At 68.3% G+C, this 23,860-nt stretch carries 17 protein-coding genes; 12 read left to right on the forward strand and 5 right to left on the reverse strand.

Annotated features, from left to right (window positions below):
• Window positions 1–43: 43 nt before the first annotated feature.
• Window positions 44–1,084 (reverse strand): hypothetical protein, encoded by a 1,041-nt coding sequence (locus HDA40_RS40215; RefSeq protein ID WP_253763330.1) that lies wholly within the window; start codon window positions 1,082–1,084, stop codon window positions 44–46.
• Window positions 1,085–1,156: 72 nt separating this feature from the next.
• Window positions 1,157–1,309, reverse strand: coding sequence for a hypothetical protein (locus tag HDA40_RS40220; protein WP_253763331.1), 153 nt, complete (start codon window positions 1,307–1,309; stop codon window positions 1,157–1,159).
• 85 nt (window positions 1,310–1,394) lie between these two features.
• On the opposite strand from HDA40_RS40220, the gene HDA40_RS40225 reads away from it, so the two are divergent.
• Window positions 1,395–1,934 carry a hypothetical protein gene (locus tag HDA40_RS40225; RefSeq protein WP_253763332.1) on the forward strand — a complete coding sequence of 180 codons (540 nt, stop codon included), beginning with the start codon at window positions 1,395–1,397 and terminating at the stop codon, window positions 1,932–1,934.
• Between the two features lie 192 nt (window positions 1,935–2,126).
• Here HDA40_RS40225 and HDA40_RS40230 read toward each other — a convergent pair whose 3' ends face one another.
• Window positions 2,127–3,182 carry a DUF2330 domain-containing protein gene (locus HDA40_RS40230; protein ID WP_253763333.1) on the reverse strand — a complete coding sequence of 352 codons (1,056 nt, stop codon included), beginning with the start codon at window positions 3,180–3,182 and terminating at the stop codon, window positions 2,127–2,129.
• Between the two features lie 336 nt (window positions 3,183–3,518).
• Here HDA40_RS40230 and HDA40_RS40235 point away from each other — a divergent pair, with 336 nt between their 5' ends.
• From HDA40_RS40235 to HDA40_RS40275, 9 genes are all read left to right on the forward strand, one after another.
• The gene (locus HDA40_RS40235; protein WP_253763334.1) at window positions 3,519–14,153 is read left to right on the forward strand and encodes a LamG-like jellyroll fold domain-containing protein; all 10,635 of its coding nucleotides are present in this window, start codon (window positions 3,519–3,521) and stop codon (window positions 14,151–14,153) included.
• A 9-nt stretch (window positions 14,154–14,162) separates the two neighbouring features.
• Window positions 14,163–14,690, forward strand: a complete 528-nt coding sequence (locus HDA40_RS40240) for a hypothetical protein (protein WP_253763335.1) — start codon at window positions 14,163–14,165, stop codon at window positions 14,688–14,690.
• Between the two features lie 88 nt (window positions 14,691–14,778).
• Window positions 14,779–15,330, forward strand: a complete 552-nt coding sequence (locus HDA40_RS40245) for an RNA polymerase sigma factor (RefSeq protein ID WP_253763336.1) — start codon at window positions 14,779–14,781, stop codon at window positions 15,328–15,330.
• On the forward strand, window positions 15,330–16,037 hold the full coding sequence (locus HDA40_RS40250) for a hypothetical protein (protein ID WP_253763337.1): 708 nt from the start codon (window positions 15,330–15,332) through the stop codon (window positions 16,035–16,037). Before HDA40_RS40245 ends, HDA40_RS40250 begins: the two co-directional genes overlap by 1 nt.
• Complete coding sequence (locus HDA40_RS40255; RefSeq protein ID WP_253763338.1) at window positions 16,034–16,780, forward strand: ABC transporter ATP-binding protein; 747 nt, start codon at window positions 16,034–16,036, stop codon at window positions 16,778–16,780. The genes HDA40_RS40250 and HDA40_RS40255 overlap by 4 nt, the downstream gene beginning before the upstream one ends.
• Window positions 16,777–18,213 carry a hypothetical protein gene (locus tag HDA40_RS40260; RefSeq protein WP_253763339.1) on the forward strand — a complete coding sequence of 479 codons (1,437 nt, stop codon included), beginning with the start codon at window positions 16,777–16,779 and terminating at the stop codon, window positions 18,211–18,213. The genes HDA40_RS40255 and HDA40_RS40260 overlap by 4 nt, the downstream gene beginning before the upstream one ends.
• Window positions 18,210–18,857, forward strand: coding sequence for a hypothetical protein (locus HDA40_RS40265; RefSeq protein ID WP_253763340.1), 648 nt, complete (start codon window positions 18,210–18,212; stop codon window positions 18,855–18,857). The genes HDA40_RS40260 and HDA40_RS40265 overlap by 4 nt, the downstream gene beginning before the upstream one ends.
• 49 nt (window positions 18,858–18,906) lie before the next feature.
• Window positions 18,907–20,058 (forward strand): amidohydrolase, encoded by a 1,152-nt coding sequence (locus tag HDA40_RS40270; RefSeq protein ID WP_253763341.1) that lies wholly within the window; start codon window positions 18,907–18,909, stop codon window positions 20,056–20,058.
• Window positions 20,055–20,783: a PIG-L deacetylase family protein gene (locus HDA40_RS40275; protein ID WP_253763342.1), complete on the forward strand. Its 729-nt coding sequence runs from the start codon at window positions 20,055–20,057 to the stop codon at window positions 20,781–20,783. Before HDA40_RS40270 ends, HDA40_RS40275 begins: the two co-directional genes overlap by 4 nt.
• An 8-nt stretch (window positions 20,784–20,791) precedes the next feature.
• Here the strand turns inward: HDA40_RS40275 and HDA40_RS40280 are convergent, their stop codons facing one another.
• Window positions 20,792–21,556, reverse strand: coding sequence for a glucose 1-dehydrogenase (locus HDA40_RS40280; RefSeq protein WP_253763343.1), 765 nt, complete (start codon window positions 21,554–21,556; stop codon window positions 20,792–20,794).
• Window positions 21,557–21,691: 135 nt separating this feature from the next.
• Window positions 21,692–22,963 (reverse strand): amidohydrolase, encoded by a 1,272-nt coding sequence (locus tag HDA40_RS40285; RefSeq protein ID WP_253763344.1) that lies wholly within the window; start codon window positions 22,961–22,963, stop codon window positions 21,692–21,694.
• A 148-nt stretch (window positions 22,964–23,111) separates the two neighbouring features.
• On the opposite strand from HDA40_RS40285, the gene HDA40_RS40290 reads away from it, so the two are divergent.
• Together HDA40_RS40290 and HDA40_RS40295 are read left to right on the forward strand one after the other, a co-directional pair.
• Complete coding sequence (locus HDA40_RS40290) at window positions 23,112–23,306, forward strand: thiazolylpeptide-type bacteriocin (RefSeq protein ID WP_253763345.1); 195 nt, start codon at window positions 23,112–23,114, stop codon at window positions 23,304–23,306.
• 34 nt (window positions 23,307–23,340) lie between these two features.
• Window positions 23,341–23,535: a thiazolylpeptide-type bacteriocin gene (locus HDA40_RS40295; protein ID WP_253763346.1), complete on the forward strand. Its 195-nt coding sequence runs from the start codon at window positions 23,341–23,343 to the stop codon at window positions 23,533–23,535.
• Window positions 23,536–23,860: the final 325 nt, after the last annotated feature.

The following is a 23,860-nucleotide window of genomic DNA, read 5'->3' on the forward strand; positions in this document are numbered from 1 at the left end:
CGGCATGGTCGACGAGGCAGTCGTACGCGCAGCCCGCCGTCTTCTACGCGCCGCCGATGTCCGCTCGGGGTGAGCCTTCGGCAGGGTTGGCCGCCGCGAGCTGTGCGGCGTTGACGATCGACAGCAGCAGTAGATCGACCGCGAGTGCCGGAACGGCCGCGAACTGGTTCAGGGTGAACTTGAAGACCTGGCCGACCATCAGGTCGATGCTCAGGGCCAAACCGAACCATCGCATAGCGGCGGCCCGATCACGACGCAGCCGGTACGCGCCCGCGATTCCCAACGCGGTCATCACGAGCGTCACCAGAACCGCCACCACTGTCGGGCCGGTTTCGAGGCGTCCGGCGTCGATGGCGACACCGATCACCGGGAACAGCACCGGCTGAGCGATGATCCAGCCCGCCGCGACGTTGATGGCCCACTGCCGTTGGGCGAGCCGGTCGCGCGTCGCGCCGGCCCAGTCGGCCGGGCGGCGCCACCACGGCCGGCCGGCGGTCTCGTCGCGTGCGGGCAACGCTTCGAGCAGGTGCAGCACCGCGCGGTCCAGCTCATCATCCGGTACGCCGACCGACCGAATCGCGTCCGCCCGCTGGCGTTCGGTCACCCCGACGACGATCCCGCCGAGGGCCAGGTCCACCGCGTCCGCCCGGCGTTGGTCGCGAGTCGGCACGGCCCGGTTCCGCCACCGGCGGTCGAGCAGGAGCAGAATAGCGAAAACCAGGTAGATGATGCTCGCCGCCGGGCGGTAGAAGTAGTCGTTGTCCTGGGTGATGAACTTGCCGACCTCGTCGACGAACAGCCCGAAGCCCACACCGCCCACCACCGCTGCGGCGAACCGGGCGCTTCGCCCGTAGAGAATCGTGGCCGCACCGATGGCCACGACCATCAGCAGACCGCCCCACAACATGTGCGCGATGTGCAGGTTGCCGCCGCCCAGCTTCGGGTAACCGGTCATGCCCAGGTAGACGCGGATCAGCAGGACGGTCCCGATGCCGGCGAAGACGAAAGCGCGCAGGTATCGCGCTGCGTTGCCGGCGCGTACGGCTCGCCAGGGGGCTGCTGCTTGACCAAGATCCAATGCCACCTTTCCAGCATTGTCCGGCTCGGCGTCGCGTACATCGGGAAGTTACCCTGATCACGCCACCAGGGCTTTCCCCTAATCCCCGTCGCGGAGCGAGCGCTGCAAGGAGCGGAACTTCCGGGCGGCTTCCGGCAGGTTCGGCACGTAGACGTCGACCAGCGCGAGGACCCCGACGAGGGCGCTGATATCCGGGTGGCCAGGGCGAGCATCGCCCAGCGTGACAACCATCTCGAACCCCCCAAGCGTGTGTACACCATGGACAGAGCGGCCGATCGCCGACTCGCCATCCGTCGCAGCGCATTGGAGAGCAGACATGCACGCAGCACGACGAACTCTCGTCGGAGCCGTCCTCACCGTCCTGGCCGTCCTCGGGTCACTCCTGGTGGTTCCGTCACCGGCTCAGGCGTACGGCACTCTCACGGTGAAGTTCGCCGTCGTCGACACCGGCAACTGCGCTCGTGTGCGCGGCAACCTGCCGGTCACCAAGGTCACCGGGGGCTGCATGCTCTACGACAGCTTCGACGACACCTACTTCAAGACCGACCCGGGCGGCGTGGCCGTCAAGATCGAGATGTACGACAGCTCCGGCATGGTCGCGAAGGTGGAGTTCCACCCGGACGACGAGCTGCTCTGGATCTACGACACCCGTAACGACGGCGACACCGTCTACGTCTATGTCGACTCCTATTGGAACAACTGGATCTACGGACCGTTCCACGCCGAAGGCACGGACAACGTGCTGGACTACGAGGTGGTCGACCTCAGCTTCGACGAAGGGACCTCGCTCGGCATCGGGGTGAAGGACAGCGAGAACATCTACGACCCGATCTTCAGCGAAAGCGCCGTCGCGTAATACCTGCCGCCATCCGCACATGCGGCTCGCACTCGGGCGTGGCACCCCCCGCTGCGCCCGTCGCGTCCGCCGCCTTTGGGCGCTGGATCAGGATTCCGTGTCGAATCTTGGAGCATGATTCGACCGAGATCCGTGATCCAGCGCCCCAAACGGGGCGCGCAAGAGTGGCGGTGCAGGCGTTGACGACCTGAGTCAGACCCGCGCCTTGAGGCGGCGTACGAGCATCGTGACCGCGACGGCCACCGCCGCCAGGACGATCAATGCCAGCAAAAGCAGCGGCACCCCCGGCATCGGCCACGGCGACTGGACGTACTTCGTGACAGTCACGACCGCCCGATAGTGCTCATCGGACGCCGACTGCGTCAGCCGGATGTCCTCGGTGATCTGCTTCGGATTGAACACCGCGTCGTAGCGCGTCAGAAAGCGCGGGCCGGTCAACAACGCGGACACCGTCGGATGCTGCGGGTCCGCCGTCACCTCGTCGGCGTACGTGAGATCCGGTGCGCTGCCCTTCGGGGCCGGATTGCTCATGTCCATCCGGTGATCCGCCAGCACATACAGGCGCAGCGGTTGCCTGAACTCCGCCGTCGCCGACAGCCGCATCGGGTAGACCGGCGACTCCGTCTCGAACGCCACGCGCATCGGCGGCAGCCCGTCGGAAAGGCTGCCGGAGGTCGGCGCCAGGCGTACCGCGACGACGAGCCAACCCTCGGCGAGGTAAGGCCGCAGCGCCCCGCCGAGCGCCTCAGGCAAGGTGAAGCCGTTGTCGGTCAGCCATCGCGACACCGCGCTTGCGTCCGTGCCGCTGAGCTGAGCGACCTCGTACGGGCCGACCTCGACGTGGTCGACGACGGTCACATCATCGGCAGACTGCCCTGGAGGCGCGCCCGCGCCGTCCCCGCTGACGACCACGCGCCGCACCTTCACCTCGGGACGGCTGATCTCATCCAGCTCGGCGAACACCTTCGCATCAGCGATCTCGAACCGGGCACGCGCCGGAACCGGCATCAGAAACGCCGCCTGATTCGCTTGCGAACTGGTCTGCACAGACAACGTGATCGACTCGGAACGGCCCGACAACTCCACCAACGCGGTCTCCCGCTGCGGATACAGCTTGTCGTTGGCCACAAACGCCCCGCAGGCGCACGCGCCGGAAGTCGCGGGATCGGCCGCCAGCATCGTCACGCCCAGCGCGAGCACCACAGCGAAACGGGTCACGAACCGGCGGGCTGTCGCGGTCACAGTCACGGCCTACTCCTGTCACGTCGAAGCCATTAGTGTGCCGCAACCCGCGCGCCCTTCGGGAAGCAGATCACGGTTATGTATGCCTCCCGCGGCGTCGGAAGCATGCATAACCGTGATCTGCAGCCACGGCGGACCGAGCGCGAGCGCGGAGGGCCGACCAGTCCGGCGGCGGGTGTCTGTCCCTGAGAAGAGTGATCGCCGTCGGCCGATCGCCGGCCATCCTCGGTATCTACAAGCGGCGATGCCTTTCCGGTACATACAGGTATTGCTAAATGGAAACCTTCGCAGGAGACTCTCAGTCAGCTCCGACCCGGAGTGCGCGCTCGAGAGGAGTCCAGCATGGACGGCCGTCGCCCTCGAATCCTCATCGGATTCGCCATGACGCTGGTGATGTTGCTGGTCACAGCCACTCCGCAGCCGGTGACGGTCTTCGGTCCGGTGGACCTGAAGGTGAGTTGGTTGTGGTCGTGGTTGGGGGCGCCGTCGGCGTTCGCGGGTGGGCGGCCGATCGGTCCGGTGCAGGAGTCTGGTTCTGCGGCGGGCCGGGGTCATTACGTCGGGTATGCGGAGACGAAGGCGGCTGGTGGGGCGGGCCGGGCTCCGGACAAGACGGTGGCGGAGCGGCTGGATGGTAAGACGCAGCGGTTGACGACGCCGGGGGTTCAGGGGTTCGCGCCGGGTAAGAGCACGCGTAAGGCGGATGGGTCGACGGCGGGTTCGGATCTGTTCGCGAATCCGGATGGCAGTTATACGCGTGAGGTGTCGCAGGGCACGGTCAACTTTCAGGATGGCAAGGGTGCCTGGCAGAAGATCGATGCGCAGGTGACGCCGGCGGGGGATCGGCTGGCGCAGCGGGCGAATCGGTTGGGGTTGCAGTTCGCGAACCGGGCTGATGATCGCAATCTGGTGTCGGCGTCGTTCGACGGTTTGGGGTTCGGTTACTCGTTGCAGGGTGCGGCTGGGGTTGCGGCGCGGTCGGGGGCGTACGCGGTGACGTATCCGGGGGTGTTGCCGGGTACGGATCTGGTTTTGGAGTCGCGGGAGAGTGGGGTCAAGGAGTCGATCGTTCTGCGGGAGCGGGGTACGCGGACGGAGTGGGTGTTTCCGCTCCGGCTCAATGGTTTGACGCCGGTGGTGGACGCCGGTGGTGGTGTGGTGCTGGCGGATGCGAAGGGGGTGGTGAAGGGCCGGATTCCGCCGGGGTTGATGCACGACTCGAGGTTCGACGGGTCGACCGGTGAGTTCACGACGTCCACTGCGGTCGCGTATTCGCTGGTCGAGGCCGATGGCGGGATCGGGTTGAAGGTCAGCGTCGACGAGCGGTGGCTGAATGCGCCCGAGCGGGTCTACCCGGTCACGATCGACCCGACGACCGAGCTGACCTCGGACGGCGACACGTATGTGTACTACGGGAACGACATCGACCACTCCGCTGAAGACGACTTCGCCATCGGCACCTGGGATGCGGGCGTACATCGTGGCAAGGGTCTGCTGACGTTCACCAACTATTCCAGCGCCTTCGCCGGGCTGCGGATCACCTCGGCCAGCGTCAAGCTGTTCCTCACCTGGCAGGGCAACTGTTCCGCCCGGCCGTTCACCGTGCACCCGATCACCCAGTCGTGGGACTTCAGCACGGTCCGCTACGGCGGCGTCAACTACACGGGACCGGCATTCGGCTCGCAGATCGGGACGCTGAGCCCGACGAACTACGCCGAAGCCTGCGCCAACACGGGCAGCGACCGGACGATCGGCTCCTGGGTCACGGTGCCCTTGGACAAGGCGACCCTCGACGGCTGGCTCAACGGCACGGTCTCGAACTATGGCCTCGGCCTGAACGCCTCGCAGACGGCGACGACTGATTTCAAGCGGTTCACGTCGCGCAATGGTCCGGCGGGGGCGGTGTGTGATGGTCACACGTGTGCGCCGTATCTGTCGGTGACGTATACGCCGAATGTGGCGCCGCAGATCGATTCGCAGTATCCGCCGCGGGATTATCAGGCGACGTCGTTGACGCCGGAGTTGCTGGCCAAGGGTCATGATCCGGATGTGTGGCCGAAGCCTGCGGTGCAGTACAACTACAAGGTCAACGACTCGACCGGTGCGCTGGTGGCCACCTCGGGGTGGACGTCGTCGTCGAGCTGGACGGTTCCGGACGGCAAGTTGCAGTGGTCGAAGACCTACTACTGGTGGGTCGTGTCGTATGACGGGTGGGCGACCAGTCCGGACCCGTTGAACGTGGCGTACTACTACCCGTTGTCGACTCCGCCGCCGCAGCCGTTGGTGACTTCGGGCTTGTCGCAGGACGGTGGTGGGCGTGGGTTCGAACCGGCTGCGGGCAATTACACGACTGAGGCGATGGACGCCCAGGTCGCCACGGTCGGTCCGGCGTTGGCGATCCAGCGGTCGTACAACAGCCGGGATCCGCGTACGGGGTTGGCGTTCGGGGCGGGCTGGTCGACGATGGTCGACGCGAACGTCACCGAGCGGATGGCCAGCAGCAGCGGTAAGACGGCGGTGATCACGTATCCGACCGGTACGGAGGTGGCGTTCGGCCGTAACGCGGACGGTAGTTTCAACCCGCCGCCGGGCCGCTATTCGGTGTTCACCACGGTCACCGGCGGCTACTCCCTGGTGGATAAGGACGGCACGACGTATCTGTTCACTCGGCAGGTCGCGGGCACGGTGGGCACGGATGCGGTGTATGCGATCACGTCGATCAGGGACGCGGCCGGGCGTACGTTGACGTTCGCCTATAACGCGTCGGGTCTGGTGGAGACGATCACGTCGGCGTCCGGTCGGGCGTTGCACTTGACGTGGTCCACGCCTGCGGGTGCGAGCAAGGCGCATGTGGCGACGGTGTACACCGACCCGGCCACCGCCGGGGATGCGAGCACGGTGGCGACGTGGGTGTACGCGTACAGCGGTGACCAGCTGACCAAGGTGTGTCCGCCGACCGATGCCACCCACTGCACCGTCTACGAATACGGCACCGGATCGCAGTACCCGACGGCGTTGCTGGATGCGGGTCCGCACTCGTATTGGCGGTTGGCGGAACCGGCCGGCACCGTGAAGGCCAACAGCGATGTGCTCGACAACGGTGGCACCGATGCCGCCACGTACAGCAACGTGCAGCTCGGTCAACCGGGTCCGCTGCCGGGGTCGGCGGCCACCGCCGCGAGCTTCAACGGGACGTCGTCGTATGTGGAGGTGCCGGGCAAGCTGGTCAGTGCGGCCAGCTACCAGTCGGTGAGCATGTGGTTCAAGACGACCACCCCTGACTCGGTGCTGTTCAGCTATCAGAAGGATCCGATCACCGGCGGGACGACGGCCGGGAACTACACGCCGGGGATCTACATCGGCAGCAGCGGCAAACTGCGCGCCGCGTTCTGGACGAACAACGTCAACGCGGGGATCGTGTCGGCGAACCCGGTGACCGACGGCGCCTGGCACCACCTCGTCCTCGCAGCGGCAGGCAACACGCAGACGCTCTATCTGGATGGGCAAGTCGTCGGGACCCGTACCGGGCTGATCACCCTGGTGGACGCGTACAGCACCACGCATGAATATGTGGGAGCGGGCTTCCTGGGTGGGGCCTGGCCGGACCAGTCGCACTTCTCCGCGACCGACAACACCGGCTACGCCGACTACTTCACCGGTTCGATCTCGGACGTGGCGTTGTTCGACCGGACGCTGACGGCGGCGGATGTGGCGAGCCTGCGTGGTGCGTCTGCTGCGGCGGCGCATCCGTTGACGAAGATCGTGCGCCCGTCGGGGGCGACGGCGGCGCAGATCACCTATGACCCGGTCAGCGGGATCGTGACGCAGGTGATCGATGAGCACAACGGGACGTGGAAGATCAGCCCGTCGGCGGTCGCCGGTTCGTCGCAGGTGTACGCCGCGTCCGTGCTCTCGGGTGGTCCGGCAGACTATCTGCGGATGAACGAATCCGGGGTGACCGAGGCGGTCAACGAGGTCAACGGCGGGATCGGCACCTACAACACGGTGACCCTCGGCTCGCCCGGCCCGTTCACCGACGCCACCGCTGCGGCGTTCGACGGAACGACGTCCTACCTGAGTCTCCCGACCGCCGACATCCCGACCACTGGGCCGAACTCCGTCTCGATGTGGTTCAAGATGCCGTCGGGGTCCACTGCGGGCGGCGTGCTGTACGCGTACCAAGGCATGCCTTTGAATGATCTGACGGGGAGCTGGTGGACCCCGGCGCTGTATGTGGGCACGGACGGCAAGCTACGCGGCGGCCTGTGGACCGGGGCCGCCACGACCCGGATCACCACCGCGACGTCGGTGGCCGACGGCAAGTGGCACCACGTGGCTCTCGCCGCGGGTGTCAATACGCAGACGATGTATCTGGACGGCGTGGCGGTCGGGACGCTGAACACCACGATCGTGACCACCGGTGCGGCCTACGCCTATGTCGGTGCGGGCCGGTGGGAAGGGAACTGGCCGGCGCACAGCGCTGCGAGCGTCGGGTATTTCCCGGGTTCGATCGGGGAGTTCGCGTTCTACAAGTCGCAGCTGACAGCGGCGCAGGTCGCCGATCAGGTGGCGGCGAGCAAGAACGCGTCGGCGGACGCGGTGGGTGCGGCGTTGGCGAAGAAGATCGTGGTGACCGATCCGGCGAACGCCACCACGACCTACCTGTACGACGTGAACAACGGCAACCGGCAGGTCGCCGAGATCTGGACCGACGGTACGCAGCAGCGGCAGACGGCCTACGGGTACAAGGACGGCTATCTGCGTACGGTGACCGACCCGAACGGCAACGTGACCACGAGCGAGTACGACGCGCGGGGCAACACGATCTCGGAGCAGACCTGCCAGGACCGGTCTGCGGGCAAGTGCTCGACGGTCTACTACACGTACTACCTGAACGCGACGTCGCCGGGTGACCTGCGCAATGATCAGATCACCGAGATCCGTGACGGCCGGTCGGCCAGCGCGACGGACAACACGTATTTGACGAAGTTCGAGTACGACGCGCTGGGCAACAAGATCAAGACCACCGACGCGCTGGGCCGGGTGGCGTCCACGCAGTACACCGACGGTACGACGGTCGCGGCGGCGAACGGCGGGTTCGCCCCAGCCGGGCTGCCGTGGCGGGTCACCTCACCGGGCGGCCAAATCCAGACCACGACGTACTTCGGCAACGGCGACGTGGCACAGGTGACCGACCCGGCCGGGTTGATCACGAAGCTGGGATATGACGGGTTGGGCCGGGTCGTCACCAAGACCGAGGTGTCGGACGGCTATCCGGCCGGACTCGTGACGAAGGTCGTGTACGACAAGTTGGGCCGGATCGCTCAGCAGACCGATCCGGCGACGACGAACCGGGTGACCGGCGCGGTGCATACGCCGGTGACGACGACGGTCTACAACTTCGATGGGCAGATCACGCAGCAGACGGTCAGCGACGCGACCGGTGGAGATGCGGCGCGGACCCTGAAGAACACCTATGACTCCCTCGGGCACGTCGCGACGGCGACCGACTCCGACGGCGACCTCACCTCGTTCGGCTATGACCAGTACGGGAATCTGACCAGGGAGGTCGACGAGACCGGATCGGAGACCCGGTATGCGTACGACGCGAACGGGCATCTGCTGACCACCACGTTGATCGGCTATACGGGTGATCCGAACAATCCGATCACCGCGCGGGATCTGGTGACCGAGTCGCGGGCGTACGACCCGGCGGGCCGGCTGGCCTCGATCACCGACGCGATGGGGTTCGTGACGGCGTTCACCTACACCGACAACAATCTCGAAGTCGCGGTGATCAAGAAGAACGCCGACGGCAGCCAGACCTATGTGGCCGAGCAGAACGAGTACGACGCGGCCGGCAACGTGATCCGGGAGTTGAGCAACAACAACGTCACCGACACCCGGTACACGGTGGACGCGGTCGGCCGGGTGACCGGCGAGACCCTCGATCCGAACGGTGTGGCGCGTAAGACCAGCTACACCTACAACAACGATGATCTGGTCACGGCGAAGTACTTCTCCGACAACTCCGGCTACGCCTCGGCGGTGGGCAGCACCTACGACTCCGCCGGACGGGTGACGTCGGACTGGGCGCGTACGCTCGGCGCCGGTAAGCCGGATGGTTGGTGGCGGTTGAACCCGGCTAGCGGCACCGAGGTCGTCGACAACTCCGGCGGCGACAACACCGCCACCGCCACGAGCGGCGTGACCTGGTCCGGCGGCGCGGGCGTCTTCAACGGAACGACCGGCTGGGTGACCGCTGCGAAGCCGGCGCTCGACACGACGAAGAGCTTCAGCGTCTCCGCCTGGGTCAAACTGGCCGGCAACACGATCGGGCAGACGGCGGTGTCCCAGGACGCGTCGGTGAACTCCGGCTTCAACTTGATGTACATGAGGGGCTCGAACCGCTGGTCGTTCACGAGGAACCTGACTGACACGACGAACTCGGGTTCGGCGACCGCACTGTCCACTGCCGCGCCCACGCTGAACACGTGGACGCATCTCGTCGGCGTCTACAACGCCGCGAACGGCCAGATGACGTTGTACGCCAACGGAACCGCGCAAGGAACCGCGACCGACACCACGCCGATCGCCGCGAACGGACCGCTGGTCATCGGCCGGGAGCGCTACAACGGTGCGAACGACCTGCCGTTCAACGGCTCGATCGGCAACGTGCAGACCTACCAGCGAGCGCTGAGCGCTGCCGATGTGTCCAGCCTCTACGGCAACGGCCAGGCCGGTCGGCCGCTCGGCGACGTGAACAACACGACGACGTACACCTACGACCAGCGTGGCCTGAAACTGTCCGAGACCGATCCGCTGGGCAACACCGAGTACTACGAGTACGACGAGTCCGACAACCTCGTCGTCACCACCAGCGCCCCGGTCAACGCCGAGTCCAACGGCGGCACCCCCGTCTCCTCCCGACCGGTCACCACCACCGGCTTCGACACCTTCGGCGACGAGGTCGAACTCCACGACCCCGACGGCAACACCACCGTCATCACCCGCGACGCCTCCGGCCGACCGGTCACCACCCGCCTCCCGGACTACACCCCACCCGGCGGCACAAAGATCACCGCCACCGTGTCCAAGACCTACAACGGCTCGGGCAACATCGCCTCCACCACCGACCCGCTCGGCAAGGTCACGACCTACCTGTACGACCAGCAAGGCCGCCTGTCCAAGGCCACCGAGGCCAACGGGGCGGTCACGACCTACGCGTACGACCTCAACGACGACCTGCTGCGCACGGTCAATCCGCTCGGCGCAGCCACCGAAGCCACCTACGACTATCTGGGGCGCAAGGTCACCGGGTCGGTCTTCGAACGTGCGACCTCCAGCACGATGACCACCTTGTACGCGTACAGCAGTGCCGGGTTCCTGCAGAAGGTGACGCAGCCGTCCGGGTCGTACAACACCTACACGACGAACTCGGCGGGTGACACGACGGCGGCGACCGACGCGGCCGGTAACGCCACCCAGTACCGGTATGACTATCTGGGGCGCCCGGTGGCGGTGATCGCACCGGACGGGTCGCGGCGTACCACGGTGTATGACGAGCCGGGCAACAACATCACCGCCAAGGCGTACGACTCGACGGGTGCGTTGATCTCGAAGATCTCCGCGGCATACGACGGCAACGGCAACCAGGTGTCCACCACGGACGCGTTGGGGCACACGACATCGTTCACCTATGACGCGACGGGGATGGTGACCGGGGAGACTCAGCCGATCTCGGCGACGGCGTCGATCACCACCTCGTTCGGCTACGACCTGCAAGGGCATCGGACCCGGTACACCGACGGGCGCGGCAACAAGCACCTGTCGACCTACAACGCGTGGGGTTTGCCGGAGTCGCAGATCGAACCGGCGACCACCGCCAACCCCGACGACCGCACCTGGACGATCTCCTACGACGCGGCCGGGCGGGCGGTCAAACAGACCCAGCCCGGTGGGGTGGTCGTGGTCAACGGCTACGACACGGTCGGCAACCTCACCTCGCAGACCGGTTCCGGTGCGGAGGCGGTCACCGCGGACCGGGCGTTCGGCTACGACCTGGCCGGCCAGCTGACCTCGATGAAGGCCGGCACCGGCACGGACACGTTCGCCTACAACGACCGTGGGCTGCTGACGACCGCTGCGGGTCCGTCGGGTGGGTCGTCGTTCGGCTACACCCCCGACGGCCTGGTCGCCTCGCGTACGGATGCGGGCGGGACGAGCACGTATTCCTATGACACGGTGGATCGGCTGTCCGGGGTGACGGATGCGTCGACGGGGCAGACGGTCGCGTACACGTATGACGGGTTGTCGCGGGTCACGAAGGCGACCTACGCCACCGGCGACACTCGCAATTTCGGCTATGACAATGCCAGCCGGTTGACGTCGGACACGCTGAAGACCTCGGCGGGCACGGTGGTGGCGTCGATCGGCTACGGCTACGACCTGGACGGCCGGGAGACGTCGAAGACCACGACCGGGTTCGCCGGGTCGGCGGCGCACACCTACGGCTATGACTGGGCCGGCCGGTTGACCTCGTGGAACAACGGCACCACCACGACCCCGTACGCCTACGACAACGCCGGCAACCGTACCCAGCTGGGTGCCAAGGCGATGGTGTACGACGAACGCGATCAGCTGGTCGGGGACGGGTCGACCACCTACACCTACACGGCGCGGGGAACCCTGAAGTCCACCGTCGCCGGGTCCACGACGCAGAACCTGACCAGCGACGCGTACGGGCAGCAGGTCGCGATCGGCGGTGAGGCGTACACCTACGACAGCCTCGGCCGTGTCCTGACCGCGGGGCCGACGACGCTGACCTATTCGGGTCTGGCCAACGATGTGGCCGGTGACGGGACGGCGACCTACAGCCGGGACGCCGATGGCGACGTCATGGGGGTCAAGCCGGGCAGCGGGACGGGGGTGTTCGCCTGGACCGATCAGCACACTGACTTGGTCGGGCAGTTCACCTCGACCGGCAGCACGTTGTCGGGGTCGGTGACCTACGACCCGTTCGGCAACGTCACCGCCAACGTCGGCAAGGTCGGCAACCTGGGTTACCAGTCGGAGTGGACCGACAACGTCGCCAACCGGGTCAACATGCACGCCCGCTGGTACAACCCGGCGACCGGGCAGTTCGACAACCGCGACACCGCCGACAACGACCCGGTCCCGGACTCGATCGACGCCAACCACTACCAGTACGGCGACGGCAACCCGCTCCAGACCACCGACTCCACCGGCCACTGGGGCTGGAACCCGTTCAAAGCCGCGAAGAAGGCCGTATCGAGCGTCGTCCACACGGTGACCAGCTACGCCTCGTCGGCCTTCAGCTACGCCTACTCCTACGCCTCGTCCTACGCCTCCTCGTACTGGCACGCCGCGACCAGCGTCGCCAAGAAGGTCGTCCACACCGTCAAGAAGGCGGCGCACACCGTCCGCAAGGCGGTCCACAAGGCGAAACGTGCGATCAAACACACGGTTCACCGCGCGGTCCACTACGTCAAGAAGACCTACAAGAAGGCCGTCAACCGGGTCAAGAAGACCTATCACCGGGTGAAGCACTCGGTGGCCAAGACGATCAACCACGTCAAACACAAGGTGAAGAACACCTACCACCGGATCAAGCAGGCCGGTTCCCGGGTCGTCCACAAGGTCACCAAGACCGTCAAAGCCACCGTCAACAAGGTCAAGGACGCCTATCACGCAACCGCGAAATGGGTGAAGGAGCACAAGGACACCCTGATCCAGATCGGCGCGATCGTCGCCGGCGTGGCCGCCGGGCTGGCCTGCACGGCCGTGACCGCCGGAGTCGGTGCGGCTGCCTGTGCCATCGGCGCGGCCGCGCTGATCAACCTCGGCAAGGACGCCGCGCAAGGCAATGTCCACGGCTTCAAGGACGCCCTCGGCTCCTTGGGACAGGGCGCCCTCCAAGGCGGCATCGGCGTCGTCACGGGCGGTGTCGGCGGGATCGTCGCCGGCAAGGCCGCGGCCGCGATGGGCGGCTTCGCGACCAAGGTCGGCGGCCGGATGGTCAGCGAGTTCGCGGTCGGGGCGGTCAGCGACACCGCCTCCCAGGTGGTCACGACCGGGCGGGTGAACTGGTCCGGCGTCGCGATCTCCGGCGGCATCGGAGCGGTCACCGGCACGGTCGGTGGCCGGGGCGGCAAGAGCTGTCACAGCTTCCAGCCGAATACGCGGGTCGTGATGGCGGACGGGTCGACCCGGGAGATCAAGGACGTCAAGGTCGGCGACACGGTGCTCGCCACCGATCCCGCCACCGGTCAGACCAGTGCTAAGCCGGTCACGACACTGCACAAGAACACCGACAGCGATCTGGCCGACGTGACCGTACGCGACACGAAGACCGGCAAAACGTCGACGGTGCACACGACACAGCACCACCCGTTCTGGAGCGTGACCGCGAAGGACTGGGTCGACGCGTCGGCCCTGAAGCCGCAAGACCGCCTACGGGACGTCGCCGGGCGTACCACTCAGATCGTCGTGGCGGTCAAGACCTGGACCGGCTTGGCGGACATGCGCGACCTCACGGTCGCCGACGTCCACACCTACTACGTCCTCGCCGGGGCCACGCCGGTCCTGGTCCACAACTGCAACGGTCCCGCGAACCCCGCGCCCGAGGCGCCGTCGATCTCGGCCGACAACCACCGCGGTCGTTACAATGCGAACCAGGCGCGCAACGGACTGGCGCGGTTGCCCAAGGACTGGGACGCCCACCACGCCGTTCCGCAGTACTACCGAGACCACCCCGAGTTCGAGGATTTCGACTTCGACGCGCCGAGCAACATCCGCGGCGTGCAGGGGTCCCGGGCCGGGCCCGGCAACAACGTTCATCAGCAGATCACGAACATGTGGGCGGACTTCCAACGAGCGGCGCCGAATGCCTCACGGTCGTCGATCGAGATGTACGCCGGACACATCGACAACCTATTCGGACAGCATTACTGGTAGGGGGACCAGGTGACCGGTGTGGCCGACTGGAAGGCTGCCCTCAGAACTCACCTCGATCAGCTGGCGGTGGTGTTCGAACAGCGCTTCGGCTACCCGTTCGACGAGGAGTCCAACTTCGTCAGTGACGCCGATCAGGAATTGCCGACCGGCGGGGACGCGACCGCGTTCCCGCCGGCTCTGGCCGACTTCTACGCGGAGGTCGGCGAGGTGTCGCTGCCGGACGTCAACAACGGCTACTTCATCCATCCGGCGGACCGGCTTCCAGTCGCTGCCGACTGGGGCCTTCCCACTCGGGTCGATGTCGGGTCGATCGGCGAGGTCGCGACGTTCGGATCGGACGGCGGGGGCGGGTTCTTCTGTCTGGCCCGGCACCGTGGCGTGATCTTCCACCTGCCGCCGGGCCGGGTGGATGACGGTGTCTACACCGGCGGGCTGGGCGACCCGCGGTTGATCGCCGACGACTTCGAAGGCTTCCTTGCGCGGATTCTGGTCGTCATCGGAGAGTTCGTCGCGTCCGGGGCCACGGTCGAGCTGTAGACCCCGCCGTGCCCGCTGAGTCGACGGGCGGGGAGAAAGTCGGCCGGAGACTGAACCGGAGGACGCCGCCGGCGCAACAGAGAAAGTGATGGACGACGACGAGCTGATCACAGCGATGGCGCGCGGCGACGATGTGGCGCTGCGGCAGTTGTTCGCGCGGCACGCGCCGTGGCTGGCCGCCCGGCTGCGTGCCGTGCTGCCGGCCGCCGACGTCGAGGACGTCCTCCAGGAGACGTTCCTGGCGGTGTGGCGTGGCGCCGGTGCCTATCGGGGCGACGGTGTCGGCGGCTGGATCTGGGGGATCGGCCGCCGCCAGGCCGCATTGTGGCTTCGGAGGCGGGGCCGAGCCGACACGCTGCCGATCGATGCGCTGCCCGATGACGTCGCACCTGCCGACGATCCGGCGGAGTCGGCGGTGACCAAGGCACAGCTGATCGACGTCCTGGACGCCCTCGGCCCAGCCGGGAGCCCGCACCGTGAGACGTGGCGGCTGATGTATGTCGAGGACCGCAGCGTGGCCGAGGTCGCCGAGCTCACCGGCGTGCCGGCCGGCACGGTGAAAAGCCGTGCGCATCAAGCCCGGCGGATGATCCGGGCCGCGATGCGGCGCGAAGGACCGTTGCCCGAGGGAGGGCTGTGATGAACACACCGAACCCGCCTGGCCGGGTGGACGACGTCGATCTCGATCGGGTCTGGATCTCGGTCGCCGGGGAGGTCTGGCGTCGCCGCCGTGGACGTGCCGAACTCGGGCTGGCGAAACTGCTGCGCTCGCCGGGTCTGGCTCGGGCGCTGCTGGCCACGCCGTCGCTGCTGCCCGGGTGGCTCATCGCCACGGCGATCGTGCTGGCCGTCGGGGCGTTCGCCGCCCGCGAGACCGGTACGCCGTACGTGGCGTTGTGCGCGCCCGCTGTCGCGGCTGCCGGGATCGCGTACACATATGGTCCGGGAGCCGATCCCGCGTGGGAGCTGATCCGGACCGTGGCCGTCAGCGACCGGATGATCCTGCTGGCGCGGGCGTCGGCGGTGTTCGGTGTCAACGCGGTCCTGGGGCTGGCGGCTTCGGTCGCTTCCGGCGCGGCCGCCGTGGTGACCTTCGGCTGGCTGTTGCCGATGACGGCGGTGTGCGCCGTGGCTCTGGCCACGGCGACGCTGGCCCGCTCGGCCGCCGTGGGGCTGGCGGCCGGGATGACCGGATGGTTCGTCACCGTCGCGGCACAGCGGATGAGCAGCGGCCGGATCGCGGCGGCGGTCACCGAGTCCGCGCTGACTGTTCCCTATCTGATCGTGGTGGTCGGCTGCGTCGCGGCGATCGGCTACGCGACCCGTGCACAGGGGAGAGTGGGATGAACGTCGAAGCGACCGAGCTGACGCGGCGGCTGGGCCGCACGCAAGCCGTCAGCGGCGTCACCTTGTCGGTCGGCCCAGGGGTGTACGGGCTGCTCGGCCCGAACGGCGCGGGCAAGACCTCGCTGCTGCGGATGCTGGCCACCGCATTGCCGCCGTCCTCCGGTGTTTTGCGCCTGCTCGACAGCGATCCGGCCGACCACCGCCAACGCCGCTACATCCGTCAGCGGCTGGGGTATCTGCCGCAGCACCTCGGCTATTACCCGCGGTTCACCGTCGCCGACTTCGTCGAGTACTTCGCGCTGCTCAAGGAGATACCTCCCACGAGGGTGCCGCGTGCCGTGGCCGCCGCCGTCGAGCGGGTCGGCCTGGGGGATCGGGCTAAAGCGCGACTGCGAACGTTGTCCGGCGGGATGCTGCGCCGTGTCGGTGTCGCGCAAGCCATCGTCAACGATCCGCAGCTGCTGCTGCTCGACGAGCCCACCGCAGGTCTTGATCCCGAGCAGCGGGTGGCGTTCCGGGCGCTCCTGCGGGACCTGGGCCAGACCGCGACCGTGGTCGTCAGCACCCATCTGGTCGAAGACGTCGGCGCAGCGTGTTCGCAGGTCGGGCTCATGGATCAGGGGAAGATCGTCTTCTCGGGGACGCCGGAGGAGCTGATCCGCCGGGGCGATGGTGACGGCGCCGTCGGTGACGCCCCGCTGGAGCGTGGATACACCACCGTTCTGTCGCAGGCCCGGTCATGACCGCCGACGCCCGCACCCGACCCACGACGTTCAGCGGTGGCCGGCTGGTACGACTGGAACTGCGCCGGAACGCGATGCTGTGGATGTCGCCCGCCATGGCGGTGCTGTTCTTTCTCGTCGTCTATCGCCGGAGCCAGGCGCTGCCACCACTGTGGAGTCTGCGGGCGATGGACATGCAGACCGCCATCGTCTCGATCTTCGTGCCGGTCGTGGTCGGCGTGGCCGCGTGGGTCGGTGGCCGCGAGGCCCGGCACGGCTTGACCGATCTGCTGTCGACCACGGCCCGGTCCCGCTGGGCACGCCAATGCGTGGCATGGGCGGCCACCACCGGCTGGGCCGTCGCGGCGTACGCGGCATGCGTGACGATCTTGTATGTCGACATCGGACGCCACACCACCTGGGGCGGGCCGCTGTGGTGGCCCGCCGCCGTGGGAGCGGCATCGCTGCCGGCGTTCACCGCAATCGGCTTCGTCGCCGGGGCCCTGGTGCCCGGCCGGTTCACCGCGCCGCTCGCGGCCGTCGCAGCCTTCCTGGCGCTGGAGATCAGCGCCAACTTCATCCACGGCGACCATTCGCCGTGGCAGATCTCCCCGCTGGTCCCCGGATTGTGGAACATGGGCCCGAACCCGGACCTGGCCACGTTCTATCCGTACCTGCCCGACCTGGCGCGGGTGCAACTGGTGTTCCTCGTGGGCGTAGCCGTGATGCTGCTGGGCACGCTCGGGGTGACCGGATCGGGCAGCCACCGGCAACGCCGGGTCGCCGCCGTGCTCACCGCAGGCGGGCTGCTGGCCGGCACGGTCGCCGTCGCCCTGGCGGGCACGGCCCGGCTCGACGCCCACGGCATGATCGCCATCGCCGCCGTGCACGACAGCTCCGATGACCGGCCCGTGGCGTACACGCCGGTGTGCAGCGCATCGGAGATCCCGGTCTGCCTTCACCCGGCGTTCGCCGCCGACCTGCGCACTGTGACCGCCGCGCTGGGACCCGTGCTTCGGGACCTGGCCGGCGTGCCGGGCGCGCCGTCGCGCATCGGGCAGGCGACCGTGGTCTACCGCCAGGGGATCGGCAACGGGTTCACCGTACGCGCGGCGGATCCGCAGGTGAGCGGCGACCCGACGGTGCTGTGGCTGCTCCTGCGGAACCAGGTCCCCGGTCCGTCGATGACGAACGACGAACTGCTTGCCGAGCTGCGTACGCAGACCGTGCGCGCCATCGTGTCCCGCGTCGTCACCGACGGCGAGGTGTCCACCCGGGCTCAGCAGGCTGTCATCGACGCGTACGCCGGGACGGCCGATGCGGAGCCGGGCAGTCCGGCGGCGCAGGCGGCCCAGCGGTTCGCCGCCCTGACCCCGGACACCCGGCACGCATGGCTGGTCGCGAACGTCGCGGCGTTGCGAGCCGGATCGCTCGACCTGGATCAGCTGCCATGACCGTCCACACCCGAACCGCACAGCCGGTGACAGTGCGCCCGAATGCGTGGGTGAGGCTGGCTCGGCTGCACGCCGCCAGCCGTCGCGTACCTGTGGCACTCGCGGCGCTGGCCGCCTGCGCGATCGGACTGCGGGTGGCCCTGTACGCGAGCTGGAACACCTACGGCGCGTTGCAGATGCCGCTCATGGTCGAAGCCGGCTGCGCCGCCGCGGTGGTGGTGACCCTGGCCGGCCCGTTCGGCGAGCCCGAACGAGTCACCGGCCGGGCGTTGGCCTGGCTGCGGCTGGGCACCGTCGGCCTGCTGACCGTGGCCGCAGTCGTGGCGTTGGCCGTCGCCGCGACCGGGATGGAGCTGGCCGGTGGGTTCCCGGCGATGGTGCGTAACGTCGTCGGGCTGATCGGCATCGGCTTGCTGTGCGGCGTCGTCCTCGGCGGAGCGCTCGCGTGGACCGGGCCCGTCGTCTACCTGATCGTCGGCGTCTATGGGCTCTACACCCAGTGGCATGACCCGGCGGTGACCACGCCGTGGCTCTGGCCCAGCCGGCCGAGCCATGATCTTGGCGGTGCCTTGTGCGCCGGTCTGGTGTTCCTCGTCGGGCTGGTGCTGTTCGTCCGCCGCGGAGCACGCGACCCGATCGACTGACCCGCGCACGTAAACGCGCCGGGCTCGGCGCACGCCTTATGATCTTGGTATGACGTCGCTCAGGATCACCGATGTCCGACCGTGGGGCGGACCGGCCACCGACCTTCATGTCGTCGACGGCGTGTTCGTGGCGACCGCGTCGAGCCCGGACGCCGAGGTGGTGCCCGGCGGCGGCCGGATCGCACTGCCGGGTCTGGTCGACGCGCACGCGCACCTGGACAAGACCTCATGGGGTACGCCGTATCGCCCGCACTCGGCCGGACCCAGCCTCGCCTCCCTGATCGACAACGAGCGCGCCCACCGGGGTGACCTCGGCCCGGTCCGCGAACGGGTCGGCGCATTGCTCGACCGGCACATCGACCGGGGCGTCCTGCACGTGCGCAGCCACGTCGACGTCGACCCGCAGATCGGCCTGGATTCGGTGACCGGCGTACTGGCGGCGGCGGCCGAGCGGGCCGGACGCGTCACGGTCGAGGTCGTCGCGTTCCCGCAGAGCGGATTGCTGACCCGTGCCGGGACCGCGGAACTCATGGCTGACGCGATCGACGCGGGCGCGCAGCTGATCGGCGGCCTCGACCCGGCCGGGTTCGACGGCGACCCGATCCGCCACCTGGACACCATCTTCGGCATCGCGGCGGACAAGCACGTGGGACTCGACATCCATCTGCACGACCGGGGGACGCTCGGGGCGTGGCAGATCGAGCGGATCGCCGAGCGTACCGAGGCGCTCGGAGTGCGGGGCAAGGTCACCATCGCCCACTGCTACGCGTTGAGCACCGTCGACGACGTACGCCAGGGCGCCCTGATCGAGCTGTTGGCGGCGGCCGACATCGCGCTCACCACAACGGTGCCGGGCACGACGCCGCAGCTGCCGTTGGCCCGGCTGGCCGCGGCGGGCGTACGCGTCGGGCTCGGCCATGACGGCGTACGCGATCTGTGGAGCCCCTACGGCACCGGCGATCTGCTCGACAAGGCGCTCGCGCTCGCCGTCGCCTCCGGCTACCGGCAGGACGACGACATCGAGCGTACGGCGCGCATCGCGACCGAAGGCGGAGCCCGCGTCCTCGGCCTGCCCGACTACGGCCTGGAGCCGGGATGCCGGGCGAACCTGCTGCTCATCCCGGCCGAGAGCCTCGTCGAAGCGGTGACGCAGCGTCCCGTCGACCGGACCGTCATCGCCGGTGGAACGGTCGTGCGATGAGCACGCCGTCGGCCATCCTCGTCTCGCCGCATCTCGACGACGCGGCGTTCTCCGCGGCGTCGCGGGCGATGACACCGGGAACGCAGGTGGTCACCGTCTACGCCGGTGACCCGCCGCCGCACATCGGGCTCACCGACTACGACCGGTTCACTCGCGCGGAATCGTCCACAGCGCGGCACGCCGAGCGGCTCGCGGAGGACGAGGCGGGCATGGCACTGCTGGGCTGCGACGTGGTGCGCCTGGACGAACTGGACCAGCAGTACCGCGGCGGGCCACCCGACCATGATCGTCTGGTGGAGCGGCTGCGCGGATACTGCGACGGAGTGGGGGAGATCTGGGCGCCGGCCGCGCTGGGCTCGGCCGTCGACCATGCCTCGGTCCGGGACGCGGCGATCGTGGCGGCCACGCAGGACGCCGACGTCTACTTGTACGCAGACATCCCGCGTGCGGTGACCTTCGGCTGGCCGACCTGGGTGACCGGGCGACCGGAGCCGCAGTACGTGGACGTCGAATGGTGGCTGGAACGCGAGCTGGAAGCCTGTGGTCTGGACCCGTCGCGACTGACGCGGCACGCCGTCGCGCTGACCGACGCCCAGCGCGACCGCAAGCAGCGCGCGGTGGCCTGCTATCGGACCCAGCTTCCGGCGCTGTGCCTGAGCACCGACGGCCCGAACCGGTGGGACGCTTTCCTGGACTTCGAGGTCGCCTGGCGCTACCGGCGGTGAGCTGAGAGCTACTGGCCCATCACGTACTTGATGGTCGGCCCGGCCGTCCAGCCGCCGTCGACGGCCAGCTCGGCGCCGGTGATGTACGCGGCGTCGTCGGACAGCAGGAACACCACGGCGGCGGCGATCTCCGGCGGTTCGCCGACGCGGCCCATCGGCGTGTTCGGGTAATTGCCCTCGCCTTGCTTGATCCCCGTCTCGGAGGTCATCGGGGTGTAGGTCATGCCCGGGTGCACGGTGTTGCAGCGGATGTGGGCGGTGCCCAGTTCGACCGCGGCGACCTTCGTCATGCCGCGTACCGCCCACTTCGACGCGCCATAGCTGCCGGTGAACGCCAGGCCCATGAGCCCGGCGGCGGAGGAGATGTTGACGATCGACCCGCCACCGCCGGCTTTGAGTTCGGGGATGACCGCCTGCATGCCCAGCCAGGTGCCGACGAGGTTGATGTCGATGACCTTGCGGAAGTGGTCGGCGGGCTCGGTGTCGAACGGCATCCCGGTCGACACCCCAGCGTTGTTCACCAGGCCGTGCACGCCCCCGTACGCCTGCTTCGCGGCGGCGACGACCGTCGGCCAGGCGGCCTCGTCCGTGACGTCCAGCCGCAGGTAGCGTGCCTGCGGTCCCAGCTGCTCCGCGGTCTTCTCGCCGTCGTCGTCGAGGACGTCGGTGATCACCACGTTCGCACCCGCGGCCACCGCCTGACGGGCCGCCTCGGCGCCCAGCCCACGTGCCGCACCGGTGATGATCACGGTCTTGCCGCTGAGAACGGCCATGGTGAACCCTCCCGTCGATCCCCTCGTCTGGAGATTACGAGACATGGCCGTGCTGACCGGCGGAAACGGGGAAATCGACGGTCGGACCCGACGGGCGCATCGCGTGGCGTACCGGTAGGCACACAATCGCCGCGTTCAGCGGGTCGCGTCGGAGCGTCGTAGCCAGGCGTGTGTCGCCGCGGTCAGGGCTTGGATCCCGGTGGGCAGGGCGAGCGCGGCGTAGGGCGCGAACTGCGGCGAGTGGTTGCCGGGTAGACGGGCGATTCGGGTGGCGGGGTCCCCGGAGACGGAACGCCATTGGGCTGGCCCGATCACGCCGAGCATCCAATACCCCGTCGGGACTCCGTCCGTGGTGTAGTGCGGGAAGTCTTCGGTGGCCAGTGACGGCGGCCAGTCGGCTACGCGTGCGTTGCCGAACGCCTGCCGGTGCGCGTCGCGTAGGCGGGCGGTGACCGCGGGGTCGGGCGTGTTGGACGGGGACTGCGCGACGACGCGTATGCGGGGTTCGCCGGGGGACTCGGCGGCCGCGCAGGCGGCGCGGGTGATCCGCTCGACCGCTTCGCGCATGCGGGTCAGGGCCGCGGGCGAATAGGCCCGCATGGTGACTCCGAGGGTGGCGCTGTCGGCGACGACGTTGGGGCTGGTGCCGGCCGTCAGCTGTCCGACGGTGAGCCCGGCGGGCTCGGTCGGGTCGGTGTGCTGTGCGCGGACGGTCTGTAGCTGCATGACGATCAGCGCGGCGGTGACGACTGGGTCGTCGCAATGGCGCGGGGTGGCGATGTGACCACCTCGGCCGGAGATGGTGATCTCCAGGGTGATGGAACTCGCCGTCATCAATGGGCCGTGGGCCACCATGCCGGCCGGCAGCGGCGCGCAGTGCTGGGCGAGGGCGACGTCGGGGCGGCCCCACCGGGTGTACAGCCCGTCGTCGAGCATGGCGGTCGCCCCGTGCAGCGTCTCCTCGGCCGGCTGGCCGACCGCCAGCACCGTGCCGCGCCACCCGTCCCGGTCCTCGGACAGTACGCGGGCGGCTCCTGCCAGGGACGCCAGGTGCAGGTCGTGGCCGCACGCGTGCATGACCGGGACCGCGTCGCCCCGAGGGCCGGGGGCGACGGCAGTGCTGGCATAGGGCAGCCCAGTCTGCTCGGCTACGGCAAGCGCGTCGAGTTCGGCGCGGAGCAACACCGTCGGGCCATCGCCGTTGGTGAGCCGGCCGACGACGCCATGCCCGCCGACGCCGGTGGTCACGGTGAAGCCCGCATGCCGCAGTCCGTCGGCGAAGGCTGCGGCGGTGCGCTCCTCCGCGCCCGACAGTTCGGGGTTGGCGTGCAACTGCCGGTACAGCTCGAGTGCCTCGCGCAGCGTATCGGCGGGCACGGCCGGCGCGGACTGCACGACATCCTGCATGGGCGCAGTCTGGCAGGCCGCGCTCACAGATCGCTGACATCGGGTGTCGCCGCAGTGAGGCCGGTTCGTGACGGCCTGACGGTGAACTGAGGACGCCTGGAAATCCTGGGCTCCCCCCGATAAGGCGGAACGACACAAGGAGTACGCCATGAACGGTCAGACGGACCTCGACGCCATCGCGCAGGAGATTCTGGCGCTGGAGTCGGAGACGTTCGCGATCTCGGACTACACCGATGTCACGGAGGCGGTGCTCGCCTCGACGTCGTGTTCGGCGACCACCTCGTGCTGCAGCAGCACCACCTCGAGCACCAGCTCGGCCTCGTCCACCTCCTGCTGCGGCTGACCTCAGCTCGCACAGCCACCCCAAGGAGTACGCCATGAACGGTCAGACGGACCTCGACGCCATCGCGCAGGAGATTCTGGCGCTGGAGTCGGAGACGTTCGCGATCTCGGACTACACCGATGTCACGGAGGCGGTGCTCGCCTCGACGTCGTGTTCGGCGACCACCTCGTGCTGCAGCAGCACCACGTCGAGCACGAGCAGCCAGTCCTCGACGTCGTGCTGCGGCTGATTCAGCACGATACGCGGTGGCCCCGCCGGTGACTCCGGTGGCGGCCACCGCTCTCCGAACCGGCCGAGCGGACGCGGTCAGCGGGTAGACGGTTCTGCGTACTTGACCGTTGATCACGTTGTTAAGAGTATGAAAAACATGAATAGCTCGATCACTGTGCGTGAGGCGGCCCGCAACAGCGACGCCTTTTTCGTGCGGCTGTGGAAGCTACCCGGAAACGGCGTCGCGAGTGTGGACAAGACCTGTTCGCCTCCTGTCAAGCGCTGTGGCAAGACGATGTCGACGGGTATCTGCGTCCGTTGCTGTGCTGCTTCTGGCCTGGTCC

It is taken from the genome of Hamadaea flava (genome assembly GCF_024172085.1).
Lineage (GTDB): Bacteria > Actinomycetota > Actinomycetes > Mycobacteriales > Micromonosporaceae > Hamadaea > Hamadaea flava.